Annotated in this window: 10 protein-coding genes; 3 read left to right on the top strand and 7 right to left on the bottom strand. The window is 70.0% G+C overall.

What is annotated here, in order from left to right:
- Positions 1-48: 48 nt before the first annotated feature.
- The 7 genes from STRCI_RS15725 to STRCI_RS15695 form a co-directional block, all read right to left on the bottom strand.
- Complete coding sequence (locus tag STRCI_RS15725) at positions 49-1,821, bottom strand: IucA/IucC family protein (RefSeq protein WP_269659580.1); 1,773 nt, start codon at positions 1,819-1,821, stop codon at positions 49-51.
- Positions 1,818-2,369: a GNAT family N-acetyltransferase gene (locus STRCI_RS15720; protein ID WP_269659579.1), complete on the bottom strand. Its 552-nt coding sequence runs from the start codon at positions 2,367-2,369 to the stop codon at positions 1,818-1,820. Before STRCI_RS15720 ends, STRCI_RS15725 begins: the two co-directional genes overlap by 4 nt.
- Positions 2,366-3,658 carry a lysine N(6)-hydroxylase/L-ornithine N(5)-oxygenase family protein gene (locus STRCI_RS15715; protein WP_269659578.1) on the bottom strand — a complete coding sequence of 431 codons (1,293 nt, stop codon included), beginning with the start codon at positions 3,656-3,658 and terminating at the stop codon, positions 2,366-2,368. Before STRCI_RS15715 ends, STRCI_RS15720 begins: the two co-directional genes overlap by 4 nt.
- Entirely contained in the window at positions 3,642-5,084 is a 1,443-nt protein-coding gene (gene desA, locus STRCI_RS15710) for a lysine decarboxylase DesA (RefSeq protein WP_269659577.1), read from the bottom strand. Before desA ends, STRCI_RS15715 begins: the two co-directional genes overlap by 17 nt.
- Positions 5,085-5,240: 156 nt before the next feature.
- Positions 5,241-6,077, bottom strand: a complete 837-nt coding sequence (locus STRCI_RS15705) for a siderophore-interacting protein (RefSeq protein ID WP_269659576.1) — start codon at positions 6,075-6,077, stop codon at positions 5,241-5,243.
- Between the two features lie 37 nt (positions 6,078-6,114).
- On the bottom strand, positions 6,115-7,161 hold the full coding sequence (locus tag STRCI_RS15700) for an ABC transporter substrate-binding protein (RefSeq protein WP_269659575.1): 1,047 nt from the start codon (positions 7,159-7,161) through the stop codon (positions 6,115-6,117).
- A gap of 177 nt (positions 7,162-7,338) precedes the next feature.
- Positions 7,339-7,938: an SACE_7040 family transcriptional regulator gene (locus STRCI_RS15695; protein WP_269659574.1), complete on the bottom strand. Its 600-nt coding sequence runs from the start codon at positions 7,936-7,938 to the stop codon at positions 7,339-7,341.
- An 87-nt stretch (positions 7,939-8,025) separates the two neighbouring features.
- On the opposite strand from STRCI_RS15695, the gene STRCI_RS15690 reads away from it, so the two are divergent.
- From STRCI_RS15690 to STRCI_RS15680, 3 genes are read left to right on the top strand one after another with little or no spacing between them, the layout of a single operon-like run.
- Positions 8,026-9,642 (top strand): carboxyl transferase domain-containing protein, encoded by a 1,617-nt coding sequence (locus STRCI_RS15690; protein WP_269659573.1) that lies wholly within the window; start codon positions 8,026-8,028, stop codon positions 9,640-9,642.
- 19 nt (positions 9,643-9,661) lie between these two features.
- On the top strand, positions 9,662-11,590 hold the full coding sequence (locus STRCI_RS15685; RefSeq protein WP_269664556.1) for an ATP-binding protein: 1,929 nt from the start codon (positions 9,662-9,664) through the stop codon (positions 11,588-11,590).
- A complete protein-coding gene (locus STRCI_RS15680) occupies positions 11,587-12,534 on the top strand; it encodes a hydroxymethylglutaryl-CoA lyase (protein WP_269659572.1) in 948 nt (315 codons plus the stop codon). The genes STRCI_RS15685 and STRCI_RS15680 overlap by 4 nt, the downstream gene beginning before the upstream one ends.
- Position 12,535 lies beyond the last annotated feature (1 nt).

Genomic DNA, 12,535 nt, shown 5'->3' with positions numbered 1-12,535 from the left:
GGGCGCCCCGGAGGACCGTACTCCGGGGCGCCCATCGGTCTGTTGGGGCTACAGCCCCGCTATCGGGTTCTTCAGCGTCCCGATCAGTTGCAGTGCCCCCGCCGGGTCCGTCAGGTCCACCATCTGCTGGTTGTTGCGGAGTTGGAGGCGGTTGAGGCAGGACAGGGCGAACTCGGGGGCGAACATGTCGTACTGGCGGAACTTGTCGGCCAGTTCCGGCAGTTCGGCCTGGTAGGCACGGGTGACCTCGGCGACCGTGCGCCAGAAGTCGTCCTCGGAGAGGATGCCCTCCGTGGCGAGGTTCGCCGCGAGGAAGCGGAAGAAGCAGTCGAAGACGTCCGTGAAGAGGGACAGGAGCTTCGTGTCCTCGGGGACGTCCACGCGGAGGCGTTCGACCGTCGGCGGCAGTACCGCGTCCGGGTCCATGACCGCGATCTCCTCGGCGATGTCCTTGTAGATCGCGCGCTCGACGACGCCGTCCTTCAGCACCAGGATCACGTTCTCGCCGTGCGGCATGAACACCAGGTCGTAGGCGTAGAAGCTGTGCAGGAGCGGGGTGAAGTACGCCGTGAGGTAGCGGCGCAGCCACTCCGTCGGCGCCAGGCCCGACCGCTCGATCAGCGCGCCCGCGAAGGACGCGCCCTCGTGGTCGACGTGGACGAGGGAGGCCATCGTGGCCAGCGACTCGCCCTCGCGCAGGGACGCCACCGGGCTCTCCCGCCACAGCGCCGCCAGCATCTTGCGGTACGGCGAGTAGCGGTCCGTCGCCGCCTCGTACTCCAGGTGCCGGTAGCCGACCGCCGCGCGCTCGCGGATGATCGTGAGGCCCGTCGCCTTCAGCACCGGGTCGCCCTCGATGAGCTGGGCGAGCCAGTCGTTGATGGCCGGGGTCGCCTCCATGTATGCCGCCGAGAGCCCGCGCATGAAGCCCATGTTGAGGACGGACAGGGCCGTCTTCACGTAGTGCTTCTCGGGGCTGGAGGTGTTGAAGAAGGTCCGGATGGACTGCTGGGCCAGGTACTCGTCGTCCCCCTCGCCCAGGCACACCAGATGGCCCCGCGCGACCTCCGCCGCGAAGGTGACCGACAGCTTGTTCCACCACTGCCAGGGGTGGACCGGGATGAGGAGGTAGTCGGCGGGGTTCAGGTCCCGCTCCCGCAGTACGGCGTGGAAGCGCTCGACCGTGTCCTCGCCCAGCTCGTCCCGGACGAAGGACTCGTACTCCAGGCCCACGCCCGCCGTGAACGCGGCCCGCGAGCGGTGCGCGGCCAGCCAGACCAGCCGGACGGGGCTCGCGGTCTCGGGGGCGTACGAGAGGTACTCGTGGACGCCGAAGCCGAGCCGGCCGTTGTTGGCGACGAAGCAGGGGTGGCCCTCGGTCATGCCGGTCTCGATGGCCTGGAAGTCCGAGCCGACCAGCTCCGCCACCGGCATCTGCGGTTTGGTGAGCTTGTAGCAGGTGCCGGAGAGGGTGGAGGAGACCTCCTCCAGGTAGACCGGCAGGATCGCGTCGCTCAGGCCGAGGGACTGCTTCAGCTCGATGAAGAAGTCCAGCGCGGCCAGAGGGAGGTCGACGCCGTCTCGTTGACGGGTGATCGAGTCGGCGTCGACCTGCCAGTGGTCGAGGGCGCGGCGGACGGCGGTGAACCCGTAGCGGGTCAGACCGTCGTCGCTGCGGACCTCGAAGCGGCCGTCGGCGGTGGCCTCCGGCGTGATCAGCCGCTCGTGCGCGAACTCGGCGAGCGCCTTGCGGACGAGGAGGCGGTTGGCCTGCTCCCAGCGCTCGGGGGAGAGGTGGGCGACGGAGTCGGCGAGGCTCATGCGGTCACCGCCCTTGCGGCGAAGCTGTGTTGAATTTTGAAGAAGTGCTCCCGGGTGCAGAAGCTCAGCAGCGCCATCTTCTCGGGCTTCCGGATCTCCCGCTCGGGGACGAACCCGACCGCCTCGTTCAGCGCGTGCACGGCCTTGTTGGAGACGTCCGGCTCGACGACCACGCGCTGCACGGCCGGGTCCTCGAAGAGGTGCGCCATGACGGCGGTGATGACCGAGCGCGTGAAGCCGTGCACGGGTGTGTCGGTGGCCGGGGTGAGGAAGTGCATGCCGATGTCGCCGGGCTGCGGCTCGTAGAGGCCGACCAGTTCGCGGTGCGCGGGGTCGTACTTCTCCATCAGGAAGGCGGGCGCGCCGCGCTCGTCGAGGCCCAGCAGCGCGTGGTGGTGCTCGTCGGCCGCGATCTCCATGTAGGCGCGCTCGACGTCCTCCAACCTGGCGTCCTGCATCATCCAGAAGGCCGCCTTGGGGTGGGTGACCCAGGTGTGCAGCAGCTCGGCGTCCTTCAGGGGGTCGAGCGGGCGGAAGGTGAAGGTCATACGGCAAACTCCTGGAACGCGATGGTCTTCTCGACCGGGTAGTACTCGCTGCCGAGCAGCTCGCGGATGATGTAGCTGTTGCGGTAGGGGCCCATGCCCAGGTCGGGGCTGGTGACGCTGTGGGTGTGCACACCGGCGTTCTGGAGGAACACGCCCCGGCCCGTCACATCGATCGCGTAGTTGCGGGCGACGTCGAAGCTGCCGTGCGCGTCACGGACCAGACGGTCGCGCACGGGCGCGAGGAACTCCGGCTCGGCGTAGGCGTATCCGGTGGCGAGCACCAGACCCTGCGACTCGATCTCGTAGTCCTTCTCCTGCTCCTCCTGGCGGAAGGAGAGCGTGTACGTCCCGTTCTCGTACCGCGCGCCGTTCAGGGCGGAGTTGGTGAGCAGGCGGGTGGGCACCGGGCCGCCGAGGTTCTTCTGGTACAGCAGATCGAAGATCTCGTTGATGAGATCGCCGTCGATGCCCTTGAACAGGCCCTTCTGCGCGGCGGTGAGCCGGTAGCGGGTCGCCTCCGGCAGCGCGCGGAAGTAGTCGATGTACTCCGGCGAGGTCATCTCCAGCGTGAGCTTGGTGTACTCCAGCGGGAAGAAGCGCGGGGAGCGGGTCACCCAGTTCAGCCGGTAGCCGTGGACGTCGATCTCGGCGAGGAGGTCGTAGTAGATCTCGGCGGCGGACTGGCCGGAGCCGACGATCGTGATGGACTCCTTCTTCTGGAGCTCCGCCTTGTGCTGCACATAGCGGGAGTTGTGGATGAAGTCGCCGCCGAGGCCCTCGACGGCCGCCGGGTAGTGCGGGGAGGTGCCGGTGCCCAGCACCAGGTGCCGGGCGCGGAAGACCTCACCGGCCTCGGTCCGTACGACGTACACCTCGGCGTCCTCGTCGAAGGTCACCTCGGTGACCGTCGTACGGAACCGGACGCTGCGCAGCTGGTTCGCGGCCCATCGGCAGTAGTCGTCGTACTCCACCCGCAGCGGGTAGAAGTTCTCGCGGATGTAGAACGAGTACAGCCGGCCCTTCTCCTTCAGGTAGTTGAGGAAGGAGTACGGCGAGGTCGGGTCGGCGAGGGTGACCAGGTCCGACATGAACGGCGTCTGGAGGTGGGCGCCCTCCAGGAACATGCCGGCGTGCCACTCGAAGTCGGGCTTCGACTCCAGGAAGACACCCTCGAGTTCGACGATGGGCTCGGTGAGGCAGGCGAGGCCGAGGTTGAAGGGGCCGAGCCCGATGCCGACGAAGTCGTAGGTCTTGGTCGTGGACTCGGTGGCTTCAGGAAGCGCGGTCAAGGGACTCTCCCAGGTACTGCTCGGCGTGGCCGGCGATCAGGTCGAGGACGGCGGTGATGTCGGCCGTCGTGGTCTCGGGGTTGAGCAGGGTGAACTTCAGGTAGTGGCGGCCGCCGACCTTGGTGCCCGCGACGACGGCGTCACCGGAGGCGAACAGGGCCTTGCGGGCGTAGAGGTTGGCGCGGTCGATCTCGGCGGGGTCGGTCACCGCGGCCGGGATGTAGCGGAAGACGAGGGTGGACAGGCTCGGCTCGACCACGACGTCGTAGCGCGGGTCCGCGGCGAGCACCTTCCAGCCCTCGGCGGCCAGTTCGACGACCTCGTCGAAGAGCTGCCCGATGCCGTCGGCGCCCATCACCCGCAGGGTCATCCACAGCTTCAGCGCGTCGAAGCGGCGGGTGGTCTGGAGGGACTTGTCGACCTGGTTGGGGATACGTTCCTGCACCATCCGGCGCGGGTTGAGGTACTCCGCGTGGTAGGTGGCGTGGCGCAGCGTGGCCGCGTCCCTGACCAGCACTGCGGAGGAACTCACCGGCTGGAAGAAGGACTTGTGGTAGTCGACGGTGACCGAGTCGGCGCGCTCGATGCCGTCGATCCGGTCCCGGAACTTCACCGAGGCGAGCAGACCGCAGCCGTAGGCGGCGTCCACATGCATCCAGGTGTCGTACTGCGCGCACAGCTCGGCGATCTCGGGCAGCGGGTCGATGGAGCCGAAGTCGGTGGTGCCGGCGGTGGCGACCACGGCCATGGGGACGAGACCGTCCTTGGCGCAGCGCTCCAGCTCACGGGCGAGCGCGACGGTCTGCATCCGCTTGTCGTGGTCGACGGGGATGGAGACCACCGAATCGGCGCTGAGACCGAGGAGTTTGGCCGATTTCTTCACGCTGAAGTGGCTGACCTCGGAGGCGAAGATGCGCAGTTTGGCGAAGGAGTCGGTCTTGGCCTCCTCGCGGGCGAGCAGCAGCGCCTGGAGGTTGGACTGGGTGCCGCCGGAGGTGAACACGCCGTCGGCGGCGGGGCCGAGGCCGATCCGGGCGGTCGTCCAGTCGATGAGTTTGCGCTCGATCAGGGTGCCGCCGGCCGACTGGTCCCAGGTGTCGAGGGAGGAGTTGACGGCGGAGAGGATCGCCTCGCCGAGCACCGCCGGTATGACGACCGGGCAGTTGAGGTGGGCGAGGTAGCGCGGGTGGTGGAAGTAGATCGCGTCCCGGAGGTAGACGTCCTCCAGCTCGTCGAGCACGGCCGCGGTGTCGTACAGCGGCTGGTCGAGGTCGATCGCGTCGATGGTGGGGGCGAGGGCGTCGACGGTGACACCGGTGAACGGCCGGTCGGTGGTGGCGAGTTTGCCGGCCACCCGCTCGATTCCTTCGGTCACGGAGCGGCGGTACTGCTCCGCGGTCGTGTCATTGAGCAGGTGCGAGCGCATGGGGGGTCCTCCGAGGGAAGTCCGTGCGGGACGAAGGCGATGCGGAGTGGGGAGAGCGAACGGAGTCGATCAACTTAGGTAAGCCTAACCTAATCTGGCCATCCGTCACGCATAGGAAACCCAGCCCCACCCGTGACGGTGGTCACTTCCGGCGCATCACTCGCCGCGCTCGCGCAACTGCTCCTCGGTCAGCCCGCGCCGCCAGTAGCCGACGAAGGTGACCCGGCGCCGGTCGATCCCGCGCTCGCCCACGAAATGCCGGCGCAGCGCCTTCACGCACCCCGACTCGCCCGCGATCCAGACGTACGGGGCCTGCGCGGCGGGGAGTCGGGCCTCGCGCAGGGCGTCGAGGGCCATGGGGGACCCCTCGGCGCCCTGGCCCTCCTGGACCAGCCAGTTGATCTCGGCGTCCGCCCCGGTGCTCAGGTCCTGGATGTCACCGGCGTGGTGCACCTCCAGCCAGACCCGGGCCCGAGTGCCCGCCGGCAGCGACTCCACGATGGCGGAGACGGCCGGTACGGCGGTCTCGTCGCCCCAGATCACCATGAGATCGGTGTCCGCGGGCGGGCGGAACCGGATGGCCCGGTTGTCCGCGACGGCGGGCCCGATGAGCAGTACCCGGTCCCCGGCGGACGCACGCGAGGCCCACCGGGAGGCGGGCCCGGCGGGCTCGTGCAGCACGAAGTCGATGTCGATCTCGTCCGGATCCCGCCGCAGCGACCGCAGCGTGTACGACCGCATCACCGCCCGTACGTCGTCCGGCAGTTCACGCCATCCCTGCCACCACCCGTCCCCGAGCTCGACGGGAACGGCGGGCGCGTCCTGCCCCGGCTGCGGCAGGAAGAGCGACAGCGACTGATCGCACCCGTCGGAGTGGAAGTCGCGCAGCTCTTCCCCGCCGAAGGTGACCCGGACCAGGGACGGGCCGAGCCGCCGAGTCCGTACCACCTGAAGAGAGAAGAAACGGAAATCGACGGCAACGGCCGTGGTCATCTCGGGTTGCTCCTGAGAGGGGGGTGGGGGAGCTCGGTCAGGCGACCTTCTTCGCGTTCTCGATCGCCTCGGCGAGGTTCTCGAGAAGCGGCGTGCACTTGTCGTACGACAGGATCGGCTCGGGCGAACGGGCGATGACCTGCCCCGCCTTGACGGCAGGCAGCTTCTTCCACGTCGCCTCGGTGATGTCCGCCGGCTGGATCGTCGACGAGCGGTCGTCCATGATGATGACGTCCGCCGGGTACTTGTCGACGTTCTCCCAGCTCAGGCTCTCGAACCAGCCGCCGGTGGCCTTCTTGGCCTTCTCCGGGGGCTCGACGAAGTTCACGCCGAGGGACTTGAAGTACTCCAGGTCGATGGAGAGGTTGGAGCCCGAGACGTAGAACAGCTCGGCGCTGGCGGAACCGGCCAGCACCTTGATGTCGGGGTTCGCCTTGGTCGCGGCGCGCAGCCGGGCCGCGGCCTCCTCGAACTTCTTCTTGGCCTGGACGACCTTGTCGGCCTTCATGTCGGCGCCGAGCGACTCGGCCAGTTCCCACATGCGCTGGAGCGGTTCGGTCAGCTGACGGTCGAACACGGAGATCGCGGCGCTCGGGGCGAGCTTGGCGATCTTGTCCTTGGACGCCTCGGGGACGTACCAGAGGGTGCCGACGTTGTCGAAGGTCGTGGTGAGGAGGACTTCGGGCGCGAGGGCGGCGTACTTCTCGACGTTGAACTGGTCCCACACGTTGCCGAGGATGGTGACCTTGCTGATGTCCATGTCGCCGGCCTGGACGTCGGCCTTGCCGTCGGTCGTCTTGGTCGGGCCGAAGACGCCCTTGACCTCGATGCCGTAGTCGTACAGCGCGGCGGCGACACCGGTGAACGCGACGATGTTCGCCGGTATCCTGTCGAGCTTCACGGTCTTGTCGCGGTCGTCCTTGAACGTCCACGGGCCGGACTTCGCGGCGGCCGTCCCCTTGTCGGAGCCACCGCTTTTCGCGTCGTCGTCGCCACAGGCTGCGAGCACGGCACCGAGGCCGAGGGCGCCGCCCGCGGCGAGGATGCCACGGCGGGTGAGGTGGGTGGCTCTGGCGTTGGGCATGGGTACGCTGCTTTCGAACAGGGCGATCTTGCGCCGGACAATTCGAAGGTAGGTTAGCCTAACCTGACTGATTGTCCAGGCCCCGGGGTGCCCTCGGCTCGGACTCACAGGTTCGGGCGCTCCGCCCGGTCTCCTGGCCCTGGCTTCAACTTCCTTACCCGCTCCGGCTGTTGAGCCTCAGTCAGACCCGCTGGCCGCCCCGAACGCACCTCTTGCCATCCGGTGCAGCAGCTCCGCCGTCGTGCCCCGGCCCGGCAGCGCGCCCGGGCGGCCGAGGTGGGGCGTGGAGTTGAGCAGACCGAAGACCGAGTGGACCGCCGAGCGGGCGCTCGGTTCGGTGAGTGCCGGGTAGGCCTTGCGGACCACGTCCACCCAGAGCTCGACGTACTGCCGCTGGAGCTGGCGGACCAGCTTGCGGTCGCTGTCGCGCAGCCGGTCCAGCTCGCGGTCGTGCAGGGTGATCAGCGGCCGGTCGTCGAGCGCGAAGTCGATATGCCCCTCGATGAGGGAGTCCAGGACCGTGCCGGGTCCCTCGCCGTCGGCTTCCGCCAGGCGCCGCTTGGCCCCCGTCAGCAGCTGCCCGCTGATCCCCACCAGCAGCTCCGCCAGCATCGCGTCCTTGCCGGGGAAGTGCCGGTAGAGGCCGGGGCCGCTGATGCCGACGGCGGCGCCTATCTCGTCGACCCCCACGCCATGGAACCCGCGCTCGGCGAACAGCCGCGCGGCCTCCTTGAGGATCTGCTCACGACGGGTGGGTGCGTCGGTTCTGGTGGCCATGCGAGCAATTCTAGACAGGGAGGTTAGCGGTCGTTAACCTGAAGGAAATGCGTTAACGCTCATTAACAAGGGTGAGGGGACCGCAGGATGCACGAGGCACCCGAGCTGACGAGCGCGGCAGATCCCGCGTCGGAGGCCTGGAAGGCCCAGGAGGAAGCGCAGCTCGCGCTGGTCGAGGAGCTGCGCGGCAAGCTCGCCGCGGCCCGGCTGGGCGGTGGGGAGAAGGCACGCGCACGGCACACCGCGCGCGGCAAGCTGCTGCCCAGGGACCGGGTGGACACCCTGCTCGACCCGGGCTCGCCCTTCCTGGAACTGGCGCCGCTGGCCGCCGACGGCATGTATGACGGACAGGCCCCCGCGGCCGGTGTCATCGCCGGGATCGGCCGGGTCAGCGGACGCGAGTGTGTGATCGTCGCCAATGACGCCACCGTCAAGGGCGGCACGTACTACCCGATGACGGTGAAGAAGCACCTCCGGGCCCAGGAGGTGGCCCTGGAGAACCGGCTGCCCTGTCTCTATCTCGTCGACTCCGGCGGCGCCTTCCTGCCCATGCAGGACGAGGTCTTCCCCGACCGTGAGCACTTCGGGCGGATCTTCTACAACCAGGCCCGGATGTCGGGCGCGGGGATCCCGCAGATCGCGGCCGTCCTCGGGTCCTGCACGGCGGGCGGCGCCTATGTGCCCGCGATGAGCGACGAGGCCGTCATCGTCCGCAACCAGGGCACGATCTTCCTGGGCGGCCCGCCGCTGGTGAAGGCCGCCACCGGTGAGGTCGTCACCGCCGAGGAGCTGGGCGGCGGCGAGGTCCACTCCCGGGTCTCGGGCGTGACCGACCATCTCGCCGAGGACGACGCGCACGCTCTCCGGATCGTCCGCAACATCGTCGCCACCCTCCCCGCGCGCGGGCCGCTCCCCTGGCAGGTGGAGCCCGCCGCCGAGCCCAAGGTCGACCCCTACGGCCTCTACGGCGCGGTGCCCGCCGACCCCCGCACCCCTTACGACGTCCGCGAGATCATCGCGCGCGTGGTCGACGGCTCCCGGTTCGCGGAGTTCAAGTCCGAGTTCGGGCAGACCCTGGTCACCGGCTTCGCCCGGATCCACGGCCACCCGGTCGGCATCGTCGCCAACAACGGCATCCTCTTCTCCGAGTCCGCCCAGAAGGGCGCCCACTTCATCGAGCTGTGCGACCAGCGCGGGATCCCGCTGGTGTTCCTTCAGAACATCTCCGGGTTCATGGTCGGCCGGGACTACGAGGCGGGCGGCATCGCCAAGCACGGCGCCAAGATGGTGACCGCGGTCGCCACCACCCGCGTCCCCAAGCTGACGGTGGTGGTGGGCGGTTCCTACGGCGCGGGCAACTACTCCATGTGCGGCCGGGCCTACTCGCCCCGCTTCCTGTGGATGTGGCCCGGCGCCAAGATCTCCGTCATGGGCGGCGAGCAGGCCTCCTCGGTCCTCGCCACGGTCAAGCGCGACCAGCTCGAAGCCCGCGGCGAACAGTGGCCCGCCGAGGAGGAAGAGGCCTTCAAGGCGCCGATCCGCGCCCAGTACGAGCAGCAGGGCAACGCCTACTACGCGACCGCCCGCCTCTGGGACGACGGTGTCATCGACCCGCTGGAGACCCGGCAGGTGCTGGGCCTGGCACTGACGGCCTGCGCCAACGCGCCCCTGGGTGAACCCCAGTTCGGCGTCTTCCGGATGTGAGGGGCTTTTACCGATGACGATGTTCGACACAGTCCTGGTGGCCAACCGGGGCGAGATCGCGGTCCGGGTCATCCGTACGCTGCGCGCCCTCGGCATCCGCTCGGTCGCCGTCTTCTCCGACGCCGACGCCGACGCCCGGCACGTCCGGGAGGCCGACACGGCGGTACGGATCGGTCCGGCGCCCGCCGTCGAGAGCTATCTGTCCGTGCCCCGGCTGCTGGAGGCGGCGGCCCGCACCGGCGCCCAGGCCGTCCACCCGGGGTACGGGTTCCTCGCCGAGAACGCCGCCTTCGCTCGGGCGTGCGCCGAGGCGGGCCTGGTCTTCATCGGGCCGTCGGCCGAGGCGATCTCCCTGATGGGCGACAAGATCCGCGCCAAGGAGACCGTGCAGGCGGCCGGAGTCCCGGTCGTCCCCGGCGGACGTGACCCCGAACTCGCCGCGGCGGCGCGGGACCTGGGCGCCCCGGTGCTGCTCAAGCCCAGCGCGGGCGGCGGCGGCAAGGGCATGCGGCTGGTCCGGGACCTGGCCGTGCTGGACGAGGAGATCGCGGCGGCCCGGCGCGAGGCGGCGGCCTCCTTCGGCGACGACACGCTCCTGGTCGAGCGGTGGATCGACCGCCCCCGGCACATCGAGATCCAGGTCCTGGCCGACGGCCACGGCAATGTCGTCCACCTCGGCGAGCGCGAGTGCTCCCTCCAGCGGCGCCACCAGAAGATCATCGAGGAGGCGCCCAGCGTGCTCCTCGACGACAAGACGCGGGCGGCGATGGGGGAGGCGGCCGTCCAGGCGGCCCGCTCCTGCGGCTACCGGGGCGCGGGCACGGTGGAGTTCATCGTGCCCGGCGGCGATCCGGACGCGTACTACTTCATGGAGATGAACACCCGTCTCCAGGTGGAGCACCCGGTCACCGAGCTGATCACCGGCATGGACCTGGTGGAGTGGCAGCTGCGGGTCGCGGCCGGGGAGAAGCTCGCCTTCACCCAGGACGACATCCGGCTGACCGGGCATGCGATCGAGGCCCGGATCTGCGCGGAGGACCCCGCGCGCGGGTTCCTCCCCTCGGGCGGCACGGTGCTGCGGCTGCGCGAGCCACAGGGTGACGGCGTGCGCACCGACTCCGGGCTCACCGAGGGCACCGAGGTCGGCAGCCTGTACGACCCGATGCTCTCCAAGGTCATCGCCTACGGCCCCGACCGCGCCACGGCCCTGCGCAAGCTCCGCGCGGCGCTCGCCGGGACGGTGACGCTGGGCGTGCAGACCAACGCCGGGTTCCTGCGCCGGCTGCTGGCCCATCCGGCGGTGGTGGCCGGGGAGCTGGACACCGGTCTGGTCGAGCGGGAGGTCGACGCCCTGGTGTCGGCGGAGGTGCCGGAGGAGGTGTACGCGGCGGCGGCGGCCGTACGGCTCGAAGGGCTGCGGCCCGCCGACGAGGGCTGGACCGACCCGTTCTCGGTGCCCAGCGGCTGGCGTCTCGGCGGTACGGCCGAGCCGCTCGCCTTCGATCTGCGGGTGCCGGGACTCGAACCCGTCGCACACGCGGCGAACGGTGCCGACACCGTCACCGAGGACCGGGTGTCCGTCACCCTCGACGGCGTCCGGCACACCTTCCACCGGGCCGCCGACTGGCTGGGCCGGGACGGCGACGCCTGGCATGTGCGCGACCACGACCCGGTCGCCGCCTCCCTCACCGGGGCCGCGCACGCCGGTGCCGACTCGCTGACCGCGCCCATGCCCGGGACCGTGACGGTGGTGAAGGTGGCCGTCGGGGACGAGGTGAGTGCCGGTCAGAGCCTGCTGGTGGTCGAGGCGATGAAGATGGAGCACGTCATCTCCGCGCCGCACGCCGGAACCGTCGCCGAGCTGGATGTCGTACCCGGCACGACGGTCGCCATGGACCAGGTGCTCGCCGTGATCACCCCGGCCGAGCAGACGGAGGAGGAGGCATGAGCGCCTTGGAACTCGGGCTCCCCATGCCCGTACCCGCCCCGGGTCTGCCCGCCCGCGTCCGGATCCATGAAGTGGGCGCCCGCGACGGGCTGCAGAACGAGAAGGCGACCGTGCCGACCGAGGTGAAGGCGGAGTTCATCCACCGCCTCGCCGACGCGGGCCTGACCACCGTCGAGGCGACCAGCTTCGTCCACCCCAAGTGGGTGCCCCAACTGGCCGACGCCGAGCGGCTGTTCCCGCTCGTCGCCGAGCTGCCGGTGGCGCTGCCGGTGCTGGTGCCCAACGAACGCGGCCTGGACCGCGCGCTCGCGCTCGGCGCCACCCGGGTGGCCGTCTTCGCCAGCGCCACCGAGTCCTTCGCCAAGGCCAACCTCAACCGCACGGTCGACGAGGCGCTCGCCATGTTCGAGCCGGTGGTGGCCCGCGCGAAGGCGGAGGGAGCCGCACAGGTCCGCGGCTATCTGTCGATGTGCTTCGGCGACCCCTGGGAGGGCCCCGTGCCCGCGTCCCAGGTGGTCCGCGTCTGCAAGGCCCTGCTGGACATGGGCTGCGACGAACTCAGCCTCGGCGACACCATCGGCGTCGCCACCCCGGGCCAGGTGAGCGCGCTGCTCACCGCGCTCGGCGAGGCCGGCGTGCCCACCGAGGCGCTGGCCGTGCACTTCCACGACACCTACGGACAGGCGCTCGCGAACACCCTCGCCGCGCTCCAGTACGGCGTCACCATCGTCGACGCCTCCGCGGGCGGCCTGGGCGGCTGCCCGTACGCCAAGTCCGCCACCGGAAACCTCGCCACCGAAGACCTCGTGTGGATGCTGCACGGCCTCGGCATCGACACCGGGGTCGACCTCGGCCGTCTCGTCGCCACAAGCGAGTGGATGGCCGGCCGACTGGGCCGCCCCAGCCCGTCCCGCACCGTACGAGCCCTCTCCCACAAGGAGTGAA

Source organism: Streptomyces cinnabarinus, from assembly GCF_027270315.1.
In the GTDB taxonomy this organism is placed as follows: Bacteria; Actinomycetota; Actinomycetes; order Streptomycetales; family Streptomycetaceae; genus Streptomyces; species Streptomyces cinnabarinus.
Note: the sequence above shows the minus strand (reverse complement) of the source record. Positions and strands in the feature narration are given on the sequence as shown.

Bases quoted from the DNA above. Each gene is read 5' to 3' on its own strand.
- STRCI_RS15725 (WP_269659580.1), bottom strand. From the start codon at position 1,821: ATGAGCCTCGCCGACTCCGTCGCCCACCTCTCCCCCGAGCGCTGGGAG.
- STRCI_RS15720 (WP_269659579.1), bottom strand. From the start codon at position 2,369: ATGACCTTCACCTTCCGCCCGCTCGACCCCCTGAAGGACGCCGAGCTG.
- desA (WP_269659577.1), bottom strand. From the start codon at position 5,084: ATGCGCTCGCACCTGCTCAATGACACGACCGCGGAGCAGTACCGCCGC.
- STRCI_RS15705 (WP_269659576.1), bottom strand. From the start codon at position 6,077: ATGACCACGGCCGTTGCCGTCGATTTCCGTTTCTTCTCTCTTCAGGTG.
- STRCI_RS15700 (WP_269659575.1), bottom strand. From the start codon at position 7,161: ATGCCCAACGCCAGAGCCACCCACCTCACCCGCCGTGGCATCCTCGCC.
- STRCI_RS15695 (WP_269659574.1), bottom strand. From the start codon at position 7,938: ATGGCCACCAGAACCGACGCACCCACCCGTCGTGAGCAGATCCTCAAG.
- STRCI_RS15690 (WP_269659573.1), top strand. From the start codon at position 8,026: ATGCACGAGGCACCCGAGCTGACGAGCGCGGCAGATCCCGCGTCGGAG.
- STRCI_RS15685 (WP_269664556.1), top strand. From the start codon at position 9,662: ATGTTCGACACAGTCCTGGTGGCCAACCGGGGCGAGATCGCGGTCCGG.
- STRCI_RS15680 (WP_269659572.1), top strand. From the start codon at position 11,587: ATGAGCGCCTTGGAACTCGGGCTCCCCATGCCCGTACCCGCCCCGGGT.